The sequence below is a fragment of the Streptomyces bottropensis ATCC 25435 genome (genome assembly GCF_000383595.1).
Classification (GTDB): domain Bacteria; phylum Actinomycetota; class Actinomycetes; order Streptomycetales; family Streptomycetaceae; genus Streptomyces; species Streptomyces bottropensis.
Window position 1 is genome coordinate 5,530,319 of the sequence record NZ_KB911581.1, and the last position, 19,375, is coordinate 5,549,693.

Here is a 19,375-nt window from a genome sequence, read left to right on the forward strand (position 1 = left end):
GTAGCCTTGGGGAATTGCGTGACCGTCCACAGGAGTCACTGATAGGGATGCCCCCGCAGCGGACCAGAGCGCCGCAGGAATCGAGCGGCCAGGTCGTCAGGCAACTGCCGGAACCGCACGGCGACCGCGACGGGGCAGGCTACGGCACGCGAGGATGTTCTTGAGGCGGCGAGCGGGCGCGGGAGATGACAGCCAAGGCTGACCCGTTGGAGCTGCGATTGCATCAGTCGCGGAGATGTGTGGCTGTGTCTGTCTCGCTGATCAAAGACGTCGCCTAATTGAGCGTGCATCACCAGATCTGGTGCAGAGATGGGCTCGTCCAGAAACGGCGAAAGGACCCGGGTCGTGTGGATCCGGGGCCTCTCCATCAGTAGCGGGGACAGGATTTGAACCTGCGACCTCTGGGTTATGAGCCCAGCGAGCTACCGAGCTGCTCCACCCCGCGTCGGTATCCCCCACCGTACGCCATCCCAGCAGGCCCGAAGACCATTTTTCCGCACAGGGCTCTATGCGGCGAAGCCGACGCTGGTCATGTACTCGTACTGGCCCCACGGCGAGCCGAGGTCGACGATTACGTCCTACCACGCGGCATCAAGGCTCTGGTGGCTGCCGGCTGCCCAAGAGCCGACGATGTGGTCCCAGCGGCGCACGTTTATCGTCCGGTCCTTCACCACGCGCTGCAGCGGCTGCGGCACTTGGGACTGGTGATCGTGGTCAGGTCCTGGCCGGAGGAGCGGAACACCACTGAGTTCAGTGTGACGCTCAGGGACTCTCGAAGCGCTCGCCGGTGAAGCGGCGGGCAGCGAGTCGGCCGCGGAGGGGACCCGCCCAGCCTCAGGTCCGGGTGGAGTGGCCCATGTATGACAACTGCGAGAGAGCCTTGGTGAGCGAAGTAATTGCGGGTTTCGCACATGATGCGTGGGAGCAGGACCTCTACCTTCTGAACGATCAGAGGAGTCATGCCAAAGCAAGGAGATCACCGACACAGCCCAGTCCTTCGCGCCGTGCGCCGAATGCTGTGGCCGGGGTCATGGGGTGGCTGCGGGGGCCGGGATCCATCCGGGTTCCGGGTCGGTCGGGTGGGTCAGGACCGTGGTGAGGTGGTCGGCGGTGGTGTAGGGGATGCGGGGGTCGGCGAGGAACGCGGCCGGCTCGATGGTGCGGGTGACCATCAACGGCAGCACCCGCCAGGGGCGTTCGGCCGTGGCGCCGCAGGCCGCCGCCGCGTGGTCCGCGTACTGGGCGACGGTGGCGGCCTTGGCGAGCAGTTTGTCCCGGTAGCGGGTGGTGAACTTCTTGATGTGCTGTTGCAGGGCGTGCACCGCGACGGCCCGGGTGGGGTTCTTCGCCTCGATCACCCACAAACGGCCCGTGTCCGGGTCGGCGACCATGAGATCGATCTCGCCGGTCAGGCCGGGGACGCCGAGCTGAGCGGCGGTCTTCTCCAGGAGGCGGAAACGGTGCGGCAGTCCTGCGGCGCGGGCGGCTTCGCGGACATCGGACTCCAGGCGCTGGTCGAGTTGCTGGCGATGGCGGGTGAGGGCCTTGTCGACGGGGTCGGGGAGTTCCGGGTGCGGCAGACGGCCGTCGTCGAGGGAGGCCGCGTAGGCCTCGCGGGAGGCATGGGCGAGCCAGGGCAGGACGAGAAGGTCCTCGCCGTCGGTGATGAGGGGGTGGGTCAGGGGGCGGGTGCGGCGTTCGACCTCGGTGTAGGCGTGCTCGGTGGTGCTGGCCGCGTTACCGGGGTGCAGGCGCAGGCGGCCGACGGCGGCGCGGAGGTGGTCGCCGGGCAGCCCGGACCAGGCGGCGCTTTCGGCGACCAGGTCCTCGACGGTGACGGTGGCGGTGCCGTGTTCGCTGGTGGGCCAGTCGGACGCAGTGGCGAGGACGGCGCCGAGCGCGTCCAGGCCGCAACCCCACTGCTGGCGCAGAAGCCGGTCGGCCTGGGCGAGTTGGCTGCCGGACGGGAGGACGGGCGCGGCAAAGGGGGTCTCAGTGCGCACGGGTGGGACGGCGAGCAGGGTGCTGGCGTCGAGGAGTTCGGGCTCGGCGCCGACGGCGGCCGCGATCATGCGCTGCTGGCGGGCGCGCCGGTAAGCGCCGAGGTCGAACCCCAGATGCTCACCGCCGCGGGGCTCGGTTGTGGAGGCCGACGCGCCTTCGGAACCGGCGGTGAGGGTGAACACGCCGGCGGGGTCGATGTCCAGGCTCACATCGTGCAGACGGCGGGCAGCGGCCACTGCGGTGATGCCGCTGTCGAGGACGAGTTCGGCAAGGGCGACGAGCTCGGCGACGGCGAGGACGTCGACGGGTCGAGCGCCGGTGGGCGCCGTGATGAGGGCCTGCTGCAGCAGCAGATGCAGGGCGGAGGTGGCGGTGACGGCATCGGTCTGCCGGCGGCCCGCCTCGGCGGTCCAGTTCTCGGCCCACGGGGCGGCAAGGTTGACTGCGGCCTCGGTGAGCGAGCGGGTGCGCTGCGCCCAGGCGGCGTTCACCTGGCGGGCGAGTTCGCCGAGCAGGGCGGGCTGGTGGGCGCGGAGTTGTTCGGCAAGTGCGTTCTCCAACGCGTGTAGGAGCTGCTCGGCGGGCCCTCCGGGGCGCAGGGCGTCGGCGCCGCGCCAGCTGCCGGCCGGAACGCGGGCGCGGCGGACGGCGGCGGCCGCGGTGCGCAGGGCGCGGGCGTGCAGGTGAGGGGTGCGCGGCAGGGTGTAGGCGGGGGCAGTGGCGGGCCAGGAGTGGGTGGTGCCGGCCAGCCGCAGCACGGGGTGGGCGGTGTTCCAGGCGGTGGTGAAGGTGTCCGCGTCGGTGCCGGGGCCGGCGTCGCGGCCGGTGCGGACCTGGGTGATCAGGTCGTGGACGAGCATGCCCAGGATGTCGTGTCCTCGCTGTCCGTCGCCGTTGAACGCGGCGAGCAGGGGCGGGTCGATGACGAGGCCGATCCGGGCGGCGGCCGGGTCGGCCCCGGCGCGCAGCAGGAGCCGCTCCCCCGCATCCCTGGTCTCGTCTGCCGGGGTCATTTCGGTGGCGGGTGGCTGGTGGGGCTGGTCGGTGACGGTCACCTCGAGGACGAGGGGCATGCCGTCGGGGAGCGTGGCGTGCGTGGTGACGGGCGCGAGGGTGGTGAGGGTGGTGCGCAGGGAGTCGGCGAAGGCGGCCATGCCGTCGGCGTCGAGCAGGGCGCCGGGGTGGTGGGAAGGGATGGCGACGATCGCCACTGGGGGGACGGTGGAGGTGCGGATCAGCAGCGTGCCGTCGTCCGTGTGGTGCTCGAGGTCGGTGTGGGTGCCGCTCGCTCCGGCCTCGGGCGGGGTGTGCCGGGCGTGTCTGAACTCCCGTACGGCGGGCAGGCCGGCGGCGGTCAGGACGCGGTCGGTGGCCGCGTGGTCGGCGGCGCGCTCCCAGACCTCGTCGTGCGGGGCGGCGGGGACGTAGACGACGTCGTCGCTGTCGGGGCCGGGCAGCAGCAGGGTGGCGTGGTGGTGCCAGGCGGTCCAGGCGTCGAGGGCGTCGTCGTAGGCCACGCCGTGCACGCCGGGGTGCTCGGTGAGCTCCAGGAGGAACAGCGCCGTGAGCGTGGGGTCGCCGTCGGCGGCGTGCAGGATCTCGGCGAGTTCCTCGACGTGGAGGAGGGCGGTGTCGCGGATCAGCTCGCGTCCCAGGAAGCGGGGCCCGCCGTATACGACGAGGCGGCCGCGGCCGGGTGGGGTGTCGGCGAGGGCGGCGCGGCCTTCCTCGACGCGGGCGCCGAGGCGGCCGTCGGCCAGGGCGCTGACGACGGCGATGTCGTAGCGGTGGGTGGGCGAGGTCAGCCGGCACACGGGGCCGGTGCGGGCGGGGATGTGGTCCAGGCCGAGGAGCTGGGCGAGGCGGGAGACGGTCAGTTCCTGCAACCTGGTCTCGGCCGCGGGCAGTTGGTTTGGTGGCAGCAGGCCGAGCAGGCGTCCGGCGGCCGGGGCGAGGGCGTCGGTGGCCGCGCCGGCGGGGACGGGCAGACGTCGGCCGTGCGCGGTGAGGGCCAGGACCGGTCCGAGTAGGGGGGCGTCGGGGTGGTAGCGCAGCGGCAGGTCCTTGACCGGCCGGGTCAGCCACGCGAGGGCGCGGGCGGCGCGCTGCGGGTGCTGGCAGGCGGGGACCAGGTCGCTCGGGTCGGCCGTGGCGATCGCGGTGGCGGCATCGACCTCGGCCGGGGTGAGGCGGCAGGCGACCTGCTCCTCGCTGTCCCCGGTGACGGGTTCGGGCCATACCGGGCTGAGGGCGCTCAGGGCCTGGTCGGTCAGACGCAGGGCCAGCTCGAGCACGTCGCCGATCCCAAAGCCGGTGGCCGTGGACAGGGGTTCGTCGACGGCCAGGGCCGTCAGCTGCAGGCTGCGCAGCACGAAGAGTGGGTGGGCGAGCTGTCCGGGGTGGACGAGCAGATGCTCGCCTGCGAGTAGATGGCGTACTCCTGGGCGCAGGCCGCTGGGATGGCGGCCGGTGACAACGCCGCGGCCGGGTGCGGCCCGCACAACGGCCTCGACCAGACGGGGCAGGTCCTCGGCGCTGGCGGATGTACCGGTGCGGGGTGGGGTGCGCAGGACACGAGTGAGCATCAGCAGCAGGTGGTCGGCGAGGCGTTGGCAGTCCGGCGAGGTGAGCGCGGCCTGGAGCAGCACGATCAGGGAGTCGGTGTCGTAGGGGGCCAGGGCGCGGTCGAGCACCTTCCACTCCACGCGGCGGTGGGCGGCTGAGGTGACGGGCGTCTTCGAGGGCATGGCGCGCTTCCTGGTCTCATACCGGGCTAGTTCAACGGCACAGCTTCGCAGGCGGGTAAAGGACGTTGCGACGGATTTGACCGATCGGCGTCCGCCTTGCTGGGTGAACTGCGCGATGGTGGCTGCGCGTCAGGCACATGCGGCTGGGGTCTCGCTCGGGTGGCGGGTGGGGCAGGGGCACGACGCCAGTTCCACGAAGACTGGGCAGTCAGGGTGGGCCAGTCCCAGTCACGGCAGCGCTCGTCGAGGAGTTGCCCGGTGAACAGGTCGGCAACGCCTACCGGGGCGGTGTCGGGCGGGTTCGGCCGGGTATCGCTGGTAGTAGACGCGTGCGCGGGCGGAACCAGTCTCCCAGGCCTGGGGTACCGGCCTGTTCGGCGGCGTGGGTCGTCGCGTTGCAGGGGTAAAGGGCCGGCAAGACGGGGGAGGTAGTGCATGCCTTCGCGTTCGAGGGCGAGGCCAATCGCCGACGAGCTTGGCCAGACGGCGGGTGACAGTGGTCCGGTGCAGGCCAGTGGCGTCCTTCAGCTGATTGTGCTGGTGCCGTCCGTGAGGTCGAGGCAGGCCAGCTATGGAAGGCGTTGGTCCCGTTGTCGGATGGCGGAGAAATGCGCGGATATCTCGGCGTGCGTGAGCCCCTTTCACGGACAGCGAGAACTCCATCTCGTCGACCCCGGTCAGCCGCCACTGCCGATTCTTGACGATCTGCCGCTCGAACGTGGCCGAGGTGTCACGCGGGACCTTGACCTCGACCAACCCAACGTCGGTCAGCACAGTCTTGGCCCAGGCCGCGTTGCAGGTAGTTGCCGCTGCCCGACCCGGCGGCACCGTGCTTCTCGTAGCCGAGGTGAATCGCAATCTCACCTTCCAGCGCAGACTCCAGGACCCGCTTGGTCAACTGCTGCAGCAGCCCACCTGCCCGGTCAGCTGCAGCCCCTCCGACCGAGCCCGCACCACCAGCATCGCGACCAGCTGTTCGTCGGACACGGGCGCAGACGGCCCGGACCAGGCAGGCCTCACGGTCTCCACCTCCACGAAGATGTCAGTCACTTGACGTCTCTCTCATGATCGTCGAGTCCGCCGTAGACTTACACTCCCCATAAAGACCTGGAAGGTCCTCCGTGGCTGCCGTCTCAAGCGACTGCGTCCGCCACGCCGTGCGCTGCATCGCCCGGATGCACAACCTCACTCTTGCCGGATAGAACCAGCAGGCCACAAGCCCGCCAAGCACGCCCAAGGCAAACCGAAGATCACTTACGGAACAAGCCTTGGGCACCATCGATCTCGGGCAAGGTCGAAGGACGTTGCAGAGGGGTTGGTAGTCTCAGCCGACTGGGTCAACTAGCGGCAGGCTAAAGCGCATTCAGGAGCATGACGATCAACGGCACCTCACCCTCCATGACCACACCGCTATGGCCACACTGCTCACGTGGTGCGGATCCGGTCAACGACCCGGTCGGCTGCCGTGGCCGCCAGGTAGCGCCATATACGGAGTGCCTAGCTCACCTCAGCGATACGGAGCGGATCACCTACCTCAGCACACTCGCGCCCGGCAGAGACGTCGACCACTCCGGCACTCACCTTTCGGGGGCACTGCTGGATGAAATCTTGAATGCGATTCGGGAACCACTCAGCAGAAGGCCCCGATTCGGACTCGCCCGATTTCGCGAGACCACTTTCTCCGACTACGCCCGTTTCAACGGAACGATATTCTCCAATGATGCACAGTTCAGTGACGCGACGTTCGCTGACGCCTGCATCTTTTCCGGGGCAATGTTCACCACAGCAAAATTTATCCACGTCAAGTTTGCCCGCGTCGCCAGTTTCGAATCGGTAAGGTTCTCTGGCTCCGTTAGGTTCAACAGATCCCAGTTCGAAGGGGTCTCGCGATTCACGAGCGCAGCGTTCGCGGATGAGGTCTGGTTCACTAACGTGACCTTCCATGATCATGCAACCTTCAAGAAGGCGAATTTTTCCAAGAAGTCTCATTCAATCTGACCAATTTCTCCGGTGATGCCACATTCAACGATTCCCGATTTGTCGGCCAGGTAGATTTCGATGCGGCGGCCTTCTCGGAGAGATGTTGGTTTACCAAGGTGAGATTCGTCGAGACCGCCAGCTTCGCCGGGGCGAATTTCTCAGAGAAGGCATGCTTCGAGAAATGCATTTTCTCTGCTGTAGCCAAGTTCGACCAGGCAAAATTCTCTGGCGCCGCCCAGTTCGGCGATGCGATGTTCGCTCAGGCAAAATTCTTTAAGGCGGTTTTCTCTGGTGATATCGATTTCAGGAGAGCCGCCTTCTCTGGTGATGCTGATTTCAGCAAGGCAACGTTCGAGACAGCGGCTCAGCTAGGCCCTCTGGTTTGCCAACAGGCTTTCAGAATGTCTGCAGCGCGGTTCAATAGCCACGTAACCATCGAGGCTGCAGCGAGATACGTGGTTTGCGACCGAACGCGATGGGACTCTGTCGCTGCCCTACGTCTCAGGTATGCCTCGGTCGACCTCCAAGACGCTGTTTTCGAATATCCGCTGAGTATCACCACCCGAACCGCCCCTTTCGCTTTGAGTGCATCAGAAGGTCAACTGGCTGCACGCGATCCAGGGGTCCGCATGTCGTCGCTGCAGGGCGCCGACGCGGCGCATCTGGCGCTCTACAACGTAGATCTCAGTCGCTGCAACCTGACTAGCACCGTGCATTTGGACCAATTGCGGTTAGAAGGTGACTGCCCCCTAGCACCAGTCCCCTCGGGCCTGAGGCTTGGGAGGTTGTTGCCCTTGCGGTGGACTCCCCGTCGCACGCTGGCCGAGGAGCAGCACTGGCGCGCCGCGCAGGGGCTGTCTGGCTGGAGGGCGGCACCATCCGGGAAGGAGCTGGTGGGGCCGGAGCAGTTGGCGCCGGTGTACCGGCAGCTACGGAAGGCGTTCGAGGACAGCAAGAACGAGCCGGACGCTGCGGACTTCTACTACGGTGAGATGGAGATGCGCCGCCACGACCGCAGCCGGCCCTGCGCCGAGCGGTGGCTGTTGGCGCTGTACTGGGCGGTGTCCGGATACGGTCTGCGAGCGTCGCGCGCTTTGGGCTTGCTGTTCTGCTCCATGGCCGCCACCGTGCTCGTCATGATGCTGTGGGGATTGCCAGTGGACGATCCTAAGCTGGCCACCACGGGAAGCCTCGCCGGTCAGAACATTTCGCTGACTACCGACAAGCCGGACCCCGTCAATCCCGGCGGATCACTGGCCTCACGGCTCACATCAGAACGATGGGAGAAATCGGTTCAGGTCGTAGTGAACTCGGTTGTCTTCCGCTCTAGTGGCCAGGACCTCACCACCGCTGGCACGTACACCGAGATGTCATCCCGACTGGCCGAACCCGTACTCCTTGGCCTCGCCATCCTCGCTATCCGCGGGAGGGTCAAACGATAGCGGCAACAGGCCCGACCCGATCAGTAGGCCCCTCGCCTCCCGGCGTCTTCGGGGAGGCGAGGCGTAGGCGTGTGATGGCCTGGCCGATCGCGTCGGGGCCGAACTTGGCACGGATGCTGTCGCTGATCACCTCCGCCGTCAGCCGGTTCTCGCGTTCCTGGTCGAGACTGAAGGAGCAGCGGCGTGCTCACGATCGCATCCAGGTGGCGAAGGCATCGACGAGGCCGGTGTAGAACTGTTCGCCTGGCACCGAGCCCGGGTTCTTGCTGGCGTCGTAGAAGGCGACGTTGGTGAAGGTCGCTGAGGCGGAGGCGTTGAGGTTCTTGTAGAAGGCGAGCTTGCCGCGGCCGAAGCCCACGAACAGCCAGAACACCCCCAGGGACGCGGTGTTCTGCAAGAGGGAGCGGACTTCGGCTTTGTCCCAGGGCTCGTCCCCGACCTGGGTGACGATGAAGGCGGGGTCAGCCGCGCCGGATTCCTGGTAGTGGCTGACCGCGCGGCGCATCGCGTCGGCGACGTTGCCCCAGCCCCAGTCGACTTGAGTGTGCAGCTGCCCGATGCGGCCTCGGTAATTGTCCAGGCGAATCTCTTCAAGGAACGGCTCTCGTCCGCTGGAGAAGACCACGGGCACGGTGCCGTCATCGTCCAGGTTGGCCGACAAGGCAAGGACCCGTTCAGCGAAAGCCTGGACCGCAAAGGACTCGTACAGCTCTTCCATGTGCCAGTCGTGGTCCAGGATCAGATATACCGCTGCCCGCCGACCTGAAATCCCTCGGTTCACGAGCGCCTGGCCGGCCTGTCGTGCAGGATCCAGCAGGCCAGGGGCCTGCCGTTCCACCTTTGCCAGATCCACCGATGCTGGCGCAGGAGCAGAACGCGTCTGCGCCGGTAGTGGTGCAGAGGGCGCAGCGGCGGGTTCTGGGTCGACGTCGACGCCGTAGTCCATGGCCAGCCCTGACAAGCCAGAGGCGTAGCCCTGACCGACGGCGCGGACCTTCCAGCCGTCGCCACGCCGGTACAACTCCGCCAGAACCACGACGGTCTCTCCCGCAGCAAAATCCGGTGCGGTGAACGACCAGGCAGGCGCACCGTTCTGGTTGATCGTCAGTTGGGGTGCATGCGTGAAGACGGCCCCTGGTTGCAGCGGATCAGCGCTCGCTACGATCACCACCTGGTGCACGTCGGAGGGCAGGCGGGGCAGGTCCGCGGTGACCGCCGGGCCGGCGACCGACACACCGTCCTGAGTCGGATGATTGTAGAAGACGAGGTCGTTGTCGCTTCGGACCTTGCCATCCGGTCCGAGCAGCAACGCCGACACGTCCACCGCAAGCCCCTGCACTGCCACGGACAAGACCGTCGACGCCGTCGCCAGTGCCGTGTTCTCGCCCTTGCGCAGCGATGTCGTCTGCATCCCGGTCCCCCTTGATCAGTGGAAAGACACGGTAGTCACCCACACGCCCAACTGTCGCCGCTTTGATCGGAATTAGCCCCAGCAGCACACGCCGAAACGGCGCCGTCTGCGGGCTCTCGACTTTCCTGCGCGATTCTCGAGGGCATGTCGTCCGTGACGCATCAGCGCTCGAAAGACGCCTCATCTGTCCGCAGGTTCACCGGCGGGCACACCCCAGCTCTGTGACCGCCGCCTGACACAGGCAACACGCTGCGGCCCGACGGGCATCGCGAGCATGCGTCCTACGCATCGGCATGGACCACAACGTCGCATCCCTCGGCTGCCACCACGAGGACTCCTTGCTCTTCACCGGACGGCAGTGAGGCACGGCGCACTCGGGTTTCCCACTGCGCTGGCCACAAGGTCGTTGCATCCCACAGAATTCCCTCCAGGGGCACGTCATCCAACTTCGCATTGGTGAGGTCTGCTCCGACGAAGTCGTTGCTGGCCCGCTCGACTTCTGCGACAGCCTTGACCAGCGCGTCGGCGTACTCGCAGCTTTGGACCAGATCGTCGATGAGGTCCTGGGCAACCACCTCGACACCGAACAGGTAGGCGCGTCCGGTCGCCACGAGGGCGGCGACAGAAGGAGCCAGTTCCTCATCCACGAGTTCCCGGATGTTGTGGAGTTCATCGGCGAGGCGCTCGGCCGGATCGGCGAGTGCGGACTCGACTGCGTCGAGATAGTCCAGGCCGGTGACGGCGGCCTGGGACCGATACAGTGCAGGCTGCTGGGACATGCCCTCCAGGTGCTTGCGGAGTTGTTCCACCGCAGTGTCGGCGCGGCTCAGCGGCTGTGCGCTATCGCCCGCGAGTTCACACAGGTCCTGGACGATACGGACAGCGGTACGCACCGCCTCTGCCAGGTCGAGAGGCCAGTAGTTGCGGACCAGGCGGAGCGCCTCTTCGCGGTACTTCACCCGGATTGTTGCAGGGCGGCGGGCCAGCGGGCCCCGGGCTCCCAGACGTGCTTGGAGCGCGGAATCGCGCTGAGCGGCATCGGCGTCCCGGGACAGACGGCGGCTGACAGCCGTCCCCGTGGCGCGGTGGGTCGTAGCCAGTAGGCGGTCCAGTGCAAGGTCCGGGGTACGCAGTTCGGGCGGCCCGCCATGGGCGTTGAGGCGGTCGACCACGGCAATGCCCAGTCGACGGTGCGCAGTTGTCAGCAGGGCGTCGAGGGGGTCGTTCCCTTCCGCTGCGCGGGGATCGCTGCCCATCACGCCTTCCTCCTCTCGTTGGTGAACCGGCCCTCGAGCCGCAGGCCTTGCTTGAGTGCGGCTCTCGCGCGGGCCAGGTTCTGGCGGACGGCCGCCTGGGTGGTACCCATGGCGCGTGCGCTTTCCTCAGTGGTGAAACCGTCCAGATGCCAGGCCATCGCGGCACGTTGCTTGGCCGGCAGCTGATGTAGTAGAGAGATCACCTGGCGTTCCTCCTCCCCTAGTTCGGCGGCGTGAGCCGGCGTCTGCCAGCGCAGGCTGGGCTGCGGTTCCGGCAGGTCCGCACAGGTCTCTTCGAGTTTCACCTGCTGGCTCACCCAGAACCGCCAGGCCACCGTGCGCAGCCAGGCGCGGGGGTAGGTGATCGTGACGCCTGGCGCGCACATCTGGGTGAAGGCGTCCTGCGCGGCATCCTGGGCCTCTGTCCAGGACGCTCCTTGCAAAAGCAGGAAGCGGACCAGGGCGGGATACTGCTCGTCGTGCAGGGCACCGGCGAGCTTGATACCCGGCAGCGGGGTGGCATCTGCCTCCAGCGGCTCGGCAAGGTGCAAGTCAGTGCTGACGGAGTCGTCCATGCTCGCCACCCCCGCTCCGGCCGGCGGGCTCCGCCTCGCGGCCGCCGCGGTAAGAGGCGGATGTTGCGGACCGCCCGCTGATGCAGCGAACCCGCTCGGTCTGTGCCGTCTCGCTGATGCGCGCTATCTCCACGGAGACGTTCAACCTTCGCTGAGCGATCTTCACTATGGCGTTGATGACACTGACGGCCACGGTCACCACCGCTGCGGTGATCACAGGCTCCATTCCGCACCTTTCCCTTTTCCGTACGGGCTTTTCGCCCGCTCTCACGCGCCCCGCGCACCTCAACAGTGCGATTTCCCCTAGGAGTTGTGACATCTGCCTGGTCACGAGGCTGCCCCCGCGCGGAAAGGCGGCCGCAGAGGCAGGGCGGCAGCACACCGCCATCCGAATGGGTGCGCCTTCTGTGCGCGCCGAGGACAGGCGTCGGACGGGAGGGCTGTGGCAGGAGACGGAGCGCCGTGGGGGTGATCCGGTGTGTGCGGGGCAGCGGTCTGCCTCCGGTCACTGATACGGCCAGAACTCGTTCGTCATCACTTTCATCTGTGCCTGCATCAGGTGGACCAGCCAGACGCGCAGATTCACCCGGGCCGGCTTGTCTGGTCTGCTGTCGCGCCATTGAGTGCCCCGAGCACGCACAGCGTCTCGCTGCACAAGGCCAGTTCCGACGCTCCCGCCTCGGCTATCGACTGATCCCGTCCGCGCCGAGGGCCATCCTCATCCGTGCAAGGGTGCAGCAGGCAGCTGCAAGGTGCACGTCCCCTTCACTGCGGAGTCGGCAGGACCCAGTGAAGGTCTTCCGTATCGGCGGAAATCCGCCAGGCGTTCAGCAGCCCTGCTGTCGTCATCTGCTGGAGTACGTGGGGCAGTTCCTCGGGTTGGATACCGCATTGGTGGGCTGTCCGGTCGGCGTCGTTCAGTCCGTGGCCGGTTTCGGAATGGCTGTGTGCCGCGAGATAGACCCTTACTACTTGCGGCAGCGGACCGAGTCCCCCTGCCTGACCCCGGCAACTGGCGCGCAGCGCCCAGTCAGCTGCGTGACAGCGGTCGGTGCGGGTGGGCGCCTGGCCGAGCAGCCCCGCGTCCAGTAGCACGGCAGCGACTTTGCCGGTGGCGTGGTCGGGGATCCGGCGCAGCCATCGCGCTTGTTCCAGTTCCCGCCAGGGGGTCGGGTCGGAGCCGAGCCGGAAGCTGCGCAGCAGGCCCGCGGGAAGGCTGACCTGCATGCTGGCGCTTATGCGCAGTGCGCACTGCAGGGCGATAAGCCGGGTGGCGGGTGAGGTCCCGGCCGGGAGCGCGGCAGCCAGATAGCTGAGCATGTCCCGGACTCTGGTTTGCCTGTCCGGCTCGCTGCGCCGCTGCCGTCGGCGGCGGGGGCGGAGGGTGGCTGGCGTCTGTCGGGGGGTGGGCAGGGCGGTGTCGGGTACGACGGCGGCGTGGGCTGTCGCTGCGGCGCAGGCGGTGCAGGTGTCGGTGAGTCGCCATACGCGGCCGCCGTGTTCGCAGGCGAGGAGCAGGCGGATGGGGCCGGCGCAGCCGCGGTGGCGGCGGTGCCAGTGGCAGCCGCGTTCGTGGCACTGGCAGGTCCTCAGGTGGGGCGGGAGGGTGTCGCTGCGGGCGTGGCGTGCGAGGTGGGCGAGGGCGGCCGCGCGGGCGGATACGGCGGGGATGGGGCTGGCGTCGCGGGGGCACTGCCGGCAGGTGAGAACGAGTCCGCCGGTGTGTGAGCGCAGCTCCACGGTCCAGGCGCGTGGGGTCGCGGGGCATGGTGCGCGCAGCCTCATGGGCGGGTGGCCCTCCTTATCGGTGCCTCCGCTGGTGTCCGTCCGGGAAGGGGCGGCGGCGGACACCGTAGTGCAGACCTCTGCCCTTCAGTTGTCGCTACCACCTGGGCAAATAGGGCAGAGGTCTGCACTGACAGGGCAGGGGTCTGCACCGTCGGATAGTCGGGTGACGATCTTGCCGCCCGATCCGGACCTCAACGCGCTGCGGCTGGAGCTCGCGCGCCTGCGGGCGGTGCGCGGGTGGACGTATGACGAGCTCGCCGCCCGCAGTGGCCTGGCCAGGCGCACGGTCATCGAGATCGAGCAGGGCCGCACCATCGGCACCCTGAAGACCTGGCACGCTCTCGCGCACGCCCTGGGGACTCCGTTCGAGCAGCTCTTCGGCACGCTGTGCCACGACCATGATCTTCCCGGATCCGCCGACGGCTGACGGCTTCCCAAGGGTTGCCGCGGATCACCTGATGCAGCGACGGCGAAACGAACGTTCAGGCGTCTCTTCGCACACCAGTAGCCTCATAAAGGGCCGACCGGGCGACGTGGCGGCGCCAGTTCCGCAGGTGCGGCGTGTTGGCTGGCAGGTTCACGCGTATGCGCTCCACTCCCTCGTCTTCTGCCCGGCACTGGGACGGCAGCCCCGTCACCGCCCCAGCCCTTCGTTCTTTGCGGGTGAACCCTGGCGGCACCAGCCGGCTGCTGCGCTGCGGCCAGCACAGCCGTTGCCGTGAGTGCGGCAACCGGATCGAGTGGTACCACCGCAGCGCCCTGCGGATGGTCCGTCTGCACCCGCGCGAACTCCCCGCCGCCCGGGTACCTGCCGACTGCCGCTGGCACGTCAGTTCCGGCATCGCCCACCCAGCCGGGGACGGCAGCAGCTGGTGCCGCATCCCGCACGCCCTGCTCTGCCCCGCCAGGGACACTCCCGCGGCAGCCGGGCTGGGAGCGCTGCGCAGAGCGCTCGCGGTGAACACCCGGCGCCTGATCGACGCCGGCACCTTCGTCCCGCCCGCCGCCCCGCCGGACGGGGCAGTCCCGCAGCAGGCCGTGTGCCGGCCGGCCCGGCCTGTGGTGCAGTTGCTGTACGTCCGCTACCTGGCCGACCGCCCGGTGGAGGAGATCCAGTGCGTGGCCCTGACCCGGCGCCGCGGCCGCTGTTCCCGCCCGGTCCTCGCTCCCCACATCCCGGCCGGCACCTGGACCTTGATGCCCGCCACCTCCTCCGCCACCGGCCAACTGGCACTGCCCGCCGACATGATGGCCGTCTACGACCTCAGCGGCCTTTCCTACGCCGAGCAGCTGCGCTGGCGCGCCCAGCACTGCCCCCAGCACGCAGCCACAGCCGCCGCACCCGACCTGACCGTGCCGGACTGGGAGCCCTTCGACGCCCTCCTGCACCGTGAGCACATCCACACCCGGCTGCCCACCCACAGCCGCTCCGGGCCCTCGGGCTGCGCGCGGAAGGCGGCCCGGCCGTGACACCCGTGACGCGACACCATGCCGTCGAGATCCTCCTGACCCGGCCCCTGTCCCCCGGTGAACTCAAGCGCGCCCGGAGGGCCGTGCCGCTGGCCGCGAATGCCGACCGCACCCGGCTGATGGCTGTGCAGGACGCCCGCAGCCCGGCCCACGCCCTGCACCGGCTGCGGCGCCGCCTGGGCTCACGGCTGCCCATCGACGTGCTGAGCACGCACTACCCGGACCGCAAAGGGCAGGTGCGGCTCAATTTCGCGTTCAGCCGGAGCGATGATGCCGCCGTCCGGCAGGCAGCGGCCTGCCGGGGCCTGCGGCCCGGGGAGTTCCTCAGCCGGCGCGTGACCGCGGCCCTCGCTGAGCGGGAGCGGCAGCGCCTTCGCGTGCTGGAGGACCGGCTGCAGGTCCTGCTGGCCGACCACGCCCTCGAAGAAGTGCTGACCTGCGCCGTCCATGCCCTCAGCCGGCGCCGCCGTTCACCGGCGGCACCGTAACGCCCCCTTTCCTGTGAGGGTTCCCTGGCTGAAGGAAGCCCGGGGGCTCCTCGTCTTCATGCTCGCTGCGGAGTCTTCGTTGCCTACGCCCACCGATGAACAAATCCACGCCACCGACGCCTTCCGCGCCGGCCGCCACCTCGTCCTGCAAGCCGGCGCCGGCACGGGCAAGACGGCCACCCTCGTCATGCTCGCCGCCGCCACCAGCCGCCGCGGCCGCTACCTCGCCTTCAACAAGAGCATCGCCCTCGACGCCGCGGCCCGCTTCCCGCGTACCGTGCACTGCAAGACCGCGCACGCCACCGCCTACGCGGCCCTCGGCCACCGCTACACCCACCGCCTCAACAGCCCCCGTCAGCCCGCCTGGAAGACCGGCCAGGCGCTCGGCATCACCCGGCCCGTCCGCATCGGCGAGCACGAGATCAGCGCCAGGTCGCTGTCCAACACCGTGCTGCGCACCGTGACCCGCTTCTGTTACTCCGCCGACCGCACCCTGGCCCGCCACCACGTCCCCACACTGCGCCGTCTGGGAACACCCGCCGAACACGCCCAGCTCGCCGAGGCGGTCCTGCCGTTCGCCCGCCGCGCCTGGGTCGACCTGCACAGCCCCGACCAGGGAGTGGTCCGCTTCGAGCACGACCACTACCTGAAGATGTGGGCCCTGACCGAACCGCGCATCGGCGCCGACTTCCTGCTCCTGGACGAGGCCCAGGACACCAACCCCGTGCTGGAACAGGTCTTCTCCGCCCAGCGCGACCATACGCAGCTCGTCCTGGTCGGCGATTCCGCCCAGGCCATCTACGGCTGGCGCGGCGCCCGCGACGTGATGACCGGCTTCGACGCCACGCACCTCACCCTCACGCGTTCCTTCCGTTTCGGCCCTCTGATCGCCGACCAGGCCAACCGGTGGCTCGAGCTCGCCGAGGCACCCATCCGTCTGACCGGCAGCGACACCGTCCCCGCCACGGTCGGAGGCCTCGACCGTCCGGACGCGGTGCTGTGCCGCACCAACATCGGCGCCATGACCGAAGTCATGCGCCTGCTGGCCGACGGCCGGCGCGTCGCCCTGGCCCGCGGCGCACAGGCGCTGGCCGCGCTGGCAATCGCCGCCCGCGACCTCAAAGAAGGCCGCCCCACCGCCCATCCCGAACTTGTCCTCTTCAGCTCCTGGGGCGAGCTGCAGGAGTATGCCGAACACGACCCCGCAGGCCGTGACCTGCAGCCCTTCGTCAACCTCGTCGACACCCACGGCCCCGACGCCATCCTCACCGCGATCAACCAGCTCACCGACGAGGAAGACGCCGACGTCACCGTCTCCACCGCCCACACCGCCAAAGGCCGCGAATGGCCCACCGTCAGAATCGCCGACGACTTCCCCCCGCCCAAGGACACCGACCAGCACGACGTCCAGGGCCGCCCCGTCCCCGAACCCGTCAACGACACCGACGCCCGCCTCGCCTACGTCGCCGTCACCCGCGCCCGCCACCACCTCGACCTCGGCGGCCTCTCCTGGATCAACACCCACCCCACCACAGCGAGCGCGGGCTGAAACGACGCCTGCACCACCGATCTCATTGAGGTGCAACGCCTTGAGGGCTACTCGTCGTCAGCGTCCTGATCAGCCAATGGAGTTGCTCCCAGCCTGCACCCACCGGGAAGACCGTCTCGGCGCTCGCGTCGCCACCACCGGCCCTGACCGGGAGCTCGCCGTTGGCAGGCCACCGCCGGGGTTCATCATCAGGTGCCGGTGATCAGTCAGCCCTGGGCTACTGCGCGTACCGTTCCAGGTAGATGGAGGTGAACACGGCGACCTTGGCACGCAGGGCCCATGGGTCGAAGGGCTTGCTGATGTAATCGACGGCGCCAGCGGCGTAGCCGCGGGCCGAGTGCTCCGCGTCGACGCCCATCGCGGTCAGGAAGATGATCGGGACGTCGCGGGTGCGGGGGCGGCGTTTGATGTGGGCGCAGGTCTCGTAGCCGTCCATCTCCGGCATCTGCACGTCCATGATGATGACCGCGAAGTCGTCGTGGTCCAGCAGAGCCTTGAGGGCTTCCCGGCCGGAGGAGACGGTGATGAGTTCCTGGTCGAGTGTGGACAGGACCGCGGTCATCGCGAGCAGGTTGTCCGGCTGGTCGTCGACGACGAGGATCTTGGGCATGCCCTGTGGCGTCGCGGGCAGTACAGCCGCCGGAGCAGCCTGCTCGACGGCGTCGAGCTGGCGTTCGAGCAGATCGCAGCGGTCCTCCGCCGCGGCACGCTGAGCCTGGGCCTTGTTGAGGTCCGTCCGCAGCCGCTCGACTTCCTGCTGGAGCTCGTCACGCTCGGCGATGAGCCCCGAGATATCCGGGTGTGCCGCCGCAAGTTCGTCTGCCCGCTTCTGCTCCGTGATGCGGTCGGCCTCGAGCTGGTTGAGCCGTGTCTCGAGGTCGGCGATGCGCTGAGTCCTGTCCAGCAGCGCGTCGCCCAGGACGTCGCCGCGGATGCTTGACCGCCGGGAGACATGGTCGGCGTCGGCGAGTTGCTGCTCGAGGATCTGCACGGCGTGTCTGGGTGAGGACGCGGCGTCCACAGCCAGCCCGTACAGGCCTCGAACGAGTTCGATGGCCTCGGTGGTGACTGCGGTCCCCCGGTGCTCGGCAACATCCGCGAACAGGTCGTTGATCATCTGCCACGGCGGTAACCGGGTGCCGTTGAGATAGCGTGAAACGGTACCCGGGTCGATTCGACGGCGCGCGGCATACCGTCGGACGGACACCTGCAGGCCCTCGAACAACTCCCGCAGGGCCAGGGCCAGCGCGCGTGAGGCGTCGTTGAGGTCCTCCCCCAAAGGCCGCAACTCAGCCATCGCTTCCCTCCTCACCGGCACCGGTTCCAGCAGGAGCCAGCGGCGGGTGCGTGGGCCCGTCAGGGGCGATGAGGCGGTTGAAGAAAGGGACGGAGATCCCCACGACGGCGAGACCCGCGAGCACACTGCGCGGCGTTTCTTCCCCCGACCACGCCGTGAGTGCACCTGCTGCCGCGCCGGCGAGCACAGCGAGCAGGAACACCAATGTCGATCTCAACGACAGCAAGGAGCGGTCCACCACGAACTCCGATCATCCAACCCATCGCAAGGGAAGGGGACTTGTCCCCCAGCGGATTGCGGGGGAAAGTCCAGAATGAGGGAACCGCGAGGTGTTGCAGACCGTGATCGGCGGACAATCGCGGCCGGATGTTCGGCTGCAACACCCCACGGTCTCCGCAGCGAGGAAGAGTGACTGGTCACGAGGCCGGTCCTGCCGAACGTTGCCTCATGTTTCCGTGCAACGGTGCCGGCTCCGGCAACACCGTCACACAGCCGTGAAGTGACCGCTGCACGGGCCCCGCCGGGCAGCGAGCGATATCCGCAGCACGGGAGACCGGCTGCACAAACCGGTTCCGAGGGGCCGGTTCGGGTCTCCGGAGACCAGCGCACGAGGCGGCTGGGGCTTTCGGAGCGCGCAAGCCCCGTTCACTCACCTGACCACCGCCCGCAGGGCCATCCGCGCGGGACGTGCCCCGAGCCCCTGACGACCTGAGGCTGGGTTCAGTTGTGGTAGCGGATGTAGCCGTCGCCGTCGGCGTCGGATCCGCTCTTGGTGTAGGAGTGGACGTCCGCCCGGCTGCCGGAGGGCTTGTACAGGTAGATGGTGTCGCGGTCGTTGTTCCACAGGAAGTTGCAGTTGCCGCGGTAGACCACGTTGTACTTGTCGGAGTCGCCGCCGTGACCGCCACGCAGCTTCACATAGTCGCCGGGCTCAAGGTAGTGGTTGCCCGTGAAAGTGAAGCGGTTACCGGTGGCGTCCTCGACGGCGTAGCCCTTGAGGTTGACCGTCGCCGTGGAGGAGTAGTTCTTCACCGTCAGGTACTCGGCGGCCGTGTTGCCGGTGGAGCAGCTGTTGGAGTCCCTACCGGGTGCGTCGTACTGGACCCCGCGGATCTTGAGCGCCGAGCTGTACTCGGCCGCCTGAGCTGACACGGCAGGTACTAGGGCGGCGACAGCGCCCGCGGTGACGGCTACGGCCAGGATGGAACGCTTACGCAAGATGGTGCTCCTCCACACAGAACGGATGGTGCTGTACGTGGAGGACTGCGGTGAGTCTGCGGCAGTTGCACACCGGTGGTTCTGTCACCCGATCGAGTGGAAACCTTCGGGGTGCCGAGGCCGACCCCTCAAGCCCGCAGAAGCCGAGTC

13 protein-coding genes, 1 tRNA gene and 2 pseudogenes are annotated in these 19,375 nt (G+C 68.4%); 6 read left to right on the plus strand and 10 right to left on the minus strand.

The features are described from left to right. Positions 1-371: 371 nt before the first annotated feature. From STRBO_RS0124685 to STRBO_RS42110, 4 genes and pseudogenes are all read right to left on the minus strand, one after another. Positions 372-445, minus strand: a tRNA-Met gene (locus tag STRBO_RS0124685). A 61-nt stretch (positions 446-506) separates the two neighbouring features. Then, a pseudogene (locus STRBO_RS44950) lies at positions 507-707 on the minus strand (transcriptional regulator); the annotation flags it as partial. A 321-nt stretch (positions 708-1,028) separates the two neighbouring features. After that, entirely contained in the window at positions 1,029-4,751 is a 3,723-nt protein-coding gene (locus STRBO_RS0124690; RefSeq protein ID WP_020114975.1) for a hypothetical protein, read from the minus strand. A gap of 596 nt (positions 4,752-5,347) precedes the next feature. Beyond that, positions 5,348-5,786 (minus strand): annotated as a pseudogene (locus STRBO_RS42110) (transposase); the annotation flags it as partial. A gap of 336 nt (positions 5,787-6,122) precedes the next feature. Here STRBO_RS42110 and STRBO_RS43045 point away from each other — a divergent pair. Continuing rightward, complete coding sequence (locus tag STRBO_RS43045) at positions 6,123-6,749, plus strand: pentapeptide repeat-containing protein (protein ID WP_086016309.1); 627 nt, start codon at positions 6,123-6,125, stop codon at positions 6,747-6,749. Beyond that, positions 6,746-8,173 (plus strand): pentapeptide repeat-containing protein, encoded by a 1,428-nt coding sequence (locus STRBO_RS42115; protein WP_106961095.1) that lies wholly within the window; start codon positions 6,746-6,748, stop codon positions 8,171-8,173. The genes STRBO_RS43045 and STRBO_RS42115 overlap by 4 nt, the downstream gene beginning before the upstream one ends. A gap of 187 nt (positions 8,174-8,360) precedes the next feature. Here STRBO_RS42115 and STRBO_RS0124705 read toward each other — a convergent pair whose 3' ends face one another. From STRBO_RS0124705 to STRBO_RS44960, 4 genes are all read right to left on the minus strand, one after another. After that, entirely contained in the window at positions 8,361-9,584 is a 1,224-nt protein-coding gene (locus STRBO_RS0124705; protein ID WP_005477138.1) for a VWA domain-containing protein, read from the minus strand. A gap of 281 nt (positions 9,585-9,865) precedes the next feature. Further along, on the minus strand, positions 9,866-10,840 hold the full coding sequence (locus STRBO_RS0124710) for a hypothetical protein (protein ID WP_020114977.1): 975 nt from the start codon (positions 10,838-10,840) through the stop codon (positions 9,866-9,868). Next, positions 10,840-11,415 carry an RNA polymerase sigma factor gene (locus tag STRBO_RS0124715; protein ID WP_005477142.1) on the minus strand — a complete coding sequence of 192 codons (576 nt, stop codon included), beginning with the start codon at positions 11,413-11,415 and terminating at the stop codon, positions 10,840-10,842. The genes STRBO_RS0124710 and STRBO_RS0124715 overlap by 1 nt, the downstream gene beginning before the upstream one ends. Before the next feature lie 765 nt (positions 11,416-12,180). Next, on the minus strand, positions 12,181-12,735 hold the full coding sequence (locus STRBO_RS44960) for a hypothetical protein (RefSeq protein WP_237547421.1): 555 nt from the start codon (positions 12,733-12,735) through the stop codon (positions 12,181-12,183). Positions 12,736-13,366: 631 nt separating this feature from the next. On the opposite strand from STRBO_RS44960, the gene STRBO_RS0124735 reads away from it, so the two are divergent. From STRBO_RS0124735 to STRBO_RS0124750, 4 genes are all read left to right on the plus strand, one after another. Then, on the plus strand, positions 13,367-13,630 hold the full coding sequence (locus tag STRBO_RS0124735) for a helix-turn-helix transcriptional regulator (protein WP_005477147.1): 264 nt from the start codon (positions 13,367-13,369) through the stop codon (positions 13,628-13,630). 236 nt (positions 13,631-13,866) lie between these two features. Next, the gene (locus tag STRBO_RS0124740) at positions 13,867-14,673 is read left to right on the plus strand and encodes a DUF6083 domain-containing protein (protein WP_005477149.1); all 807 of its coding nucleotides are present in this window, start codon (positions 13,867-13,869) and stop codon (positions 14,671-14,673) included. A 5-nt stretch (positions 14,674-14,678) separates the two neighbouring features. Further along, positions 14,679-15,161 carry a hypothetical protein gene (locus STRBO_RS0124745; RefSeq protein WP_381327052.1) on the plus strand — a complete coding sequence of 161 codons (483 nt, stop codon included), beginning with the start codon at positions 14,679-14,681 and terminating at the stop codon, positions 15,159-15,161. A gap of 79 nt (positions 15,162-15,240) precedes the next feature. Beyond that, positions 15,241-16,710, plus strand: a complete 1,470-nt coding sequence (locus tag STRBO_RS0124750; RefSeq protein WP_020665609.1) for a UvrD-helicase domain-containing protein — start codon at positions 15,241-15,243, stop codon at positions 16,708-16,710. 217 nt (positions 16,711-16,927) lie between these two features. Here STRBO_RS0124750 and STRBO_RS0124755 read toward each other — a convergent pair whose 3' ends face one another. Beyond that, a complete protein-coding gene (locus STRBO_RS0124755; RefSeq protein ID WP_028796830.1) occupies positions 16,928-18,007 on the minus strand; it encodes a response regulator in 1,080 nt (359 codons plus the stop codon). Between the two features lie 720 nt (positions 18,008-18,727). Next, complete coding sequence (locus tag STRBO_RS0124760; RefSeq protein ID WP_020114983.1) at positions 18,728-19,225, minus strand: lamin tail domain-containing protein; 498 nt, start codon at positions 19,223-19,225, stop codon at positions 18,728-18,730. Between the last annotated feature and the right edge of the window lie 150 nt (positions 19,226-19,375).

What these genes read in the sequence shown, in the direction of transcription:
- STRBO_RS0124690 (WP_020114975.1), bottom strand. Translation starts at nt 4,751, where the DNA reads ATGCCCTCGAAGACGCCCGTCACCTCAGCCGCCCACCGCCGCGTGGAG.
- STRBO_RS43045 (WP_086016309.1), top strand. Translation starts at nt 6,123, where the DNA reads ATGACGATCAACGGCACCTCACCCTCCATGACCACACCGCTATGGCCA.
- STRBO_RS0124705 (WP_005477138.1), bottom strand. Translation starts at nt 9,584, where the DNA reads ATGCAGACGACATCGCTGCGCAAGGGCGAGAACACGGCACTGGCGACG.
- STRBO_RS0124710 (WP_020114977.1), bottom strand. Translation starts at nt 10,840, where the DNA reads ATGGGCAGCGATCCCCGCGCAGCGGAAGGGAACGACCCCCTCGACGCC.
- STRBO_RS0124715 (WP_005477142.1), bottom strand. Translation starts at nt 11,415, where the DNA reads ATGGACGACTCCGTCAGCACTGACTTGCACCTTGCCGAGCCGCTGGAG.
- STRBO_RS44960 (WP_237547421.1), bottom strand. Translation starts at nt 12,735, where the DNA reads ATGCTCAGCTATCTGGCTGCCGCGCTCCCGGCCGGGACCTCACCCGCC.
- STRBO_RS0124755 (WP_028796830.1), bottom strand. Translation starts at nt 18,007, where the DNA reads ATGGCTGAGTTGCGGCCTTTGGGGGAGGACCTCAACGACGCCTCACGC.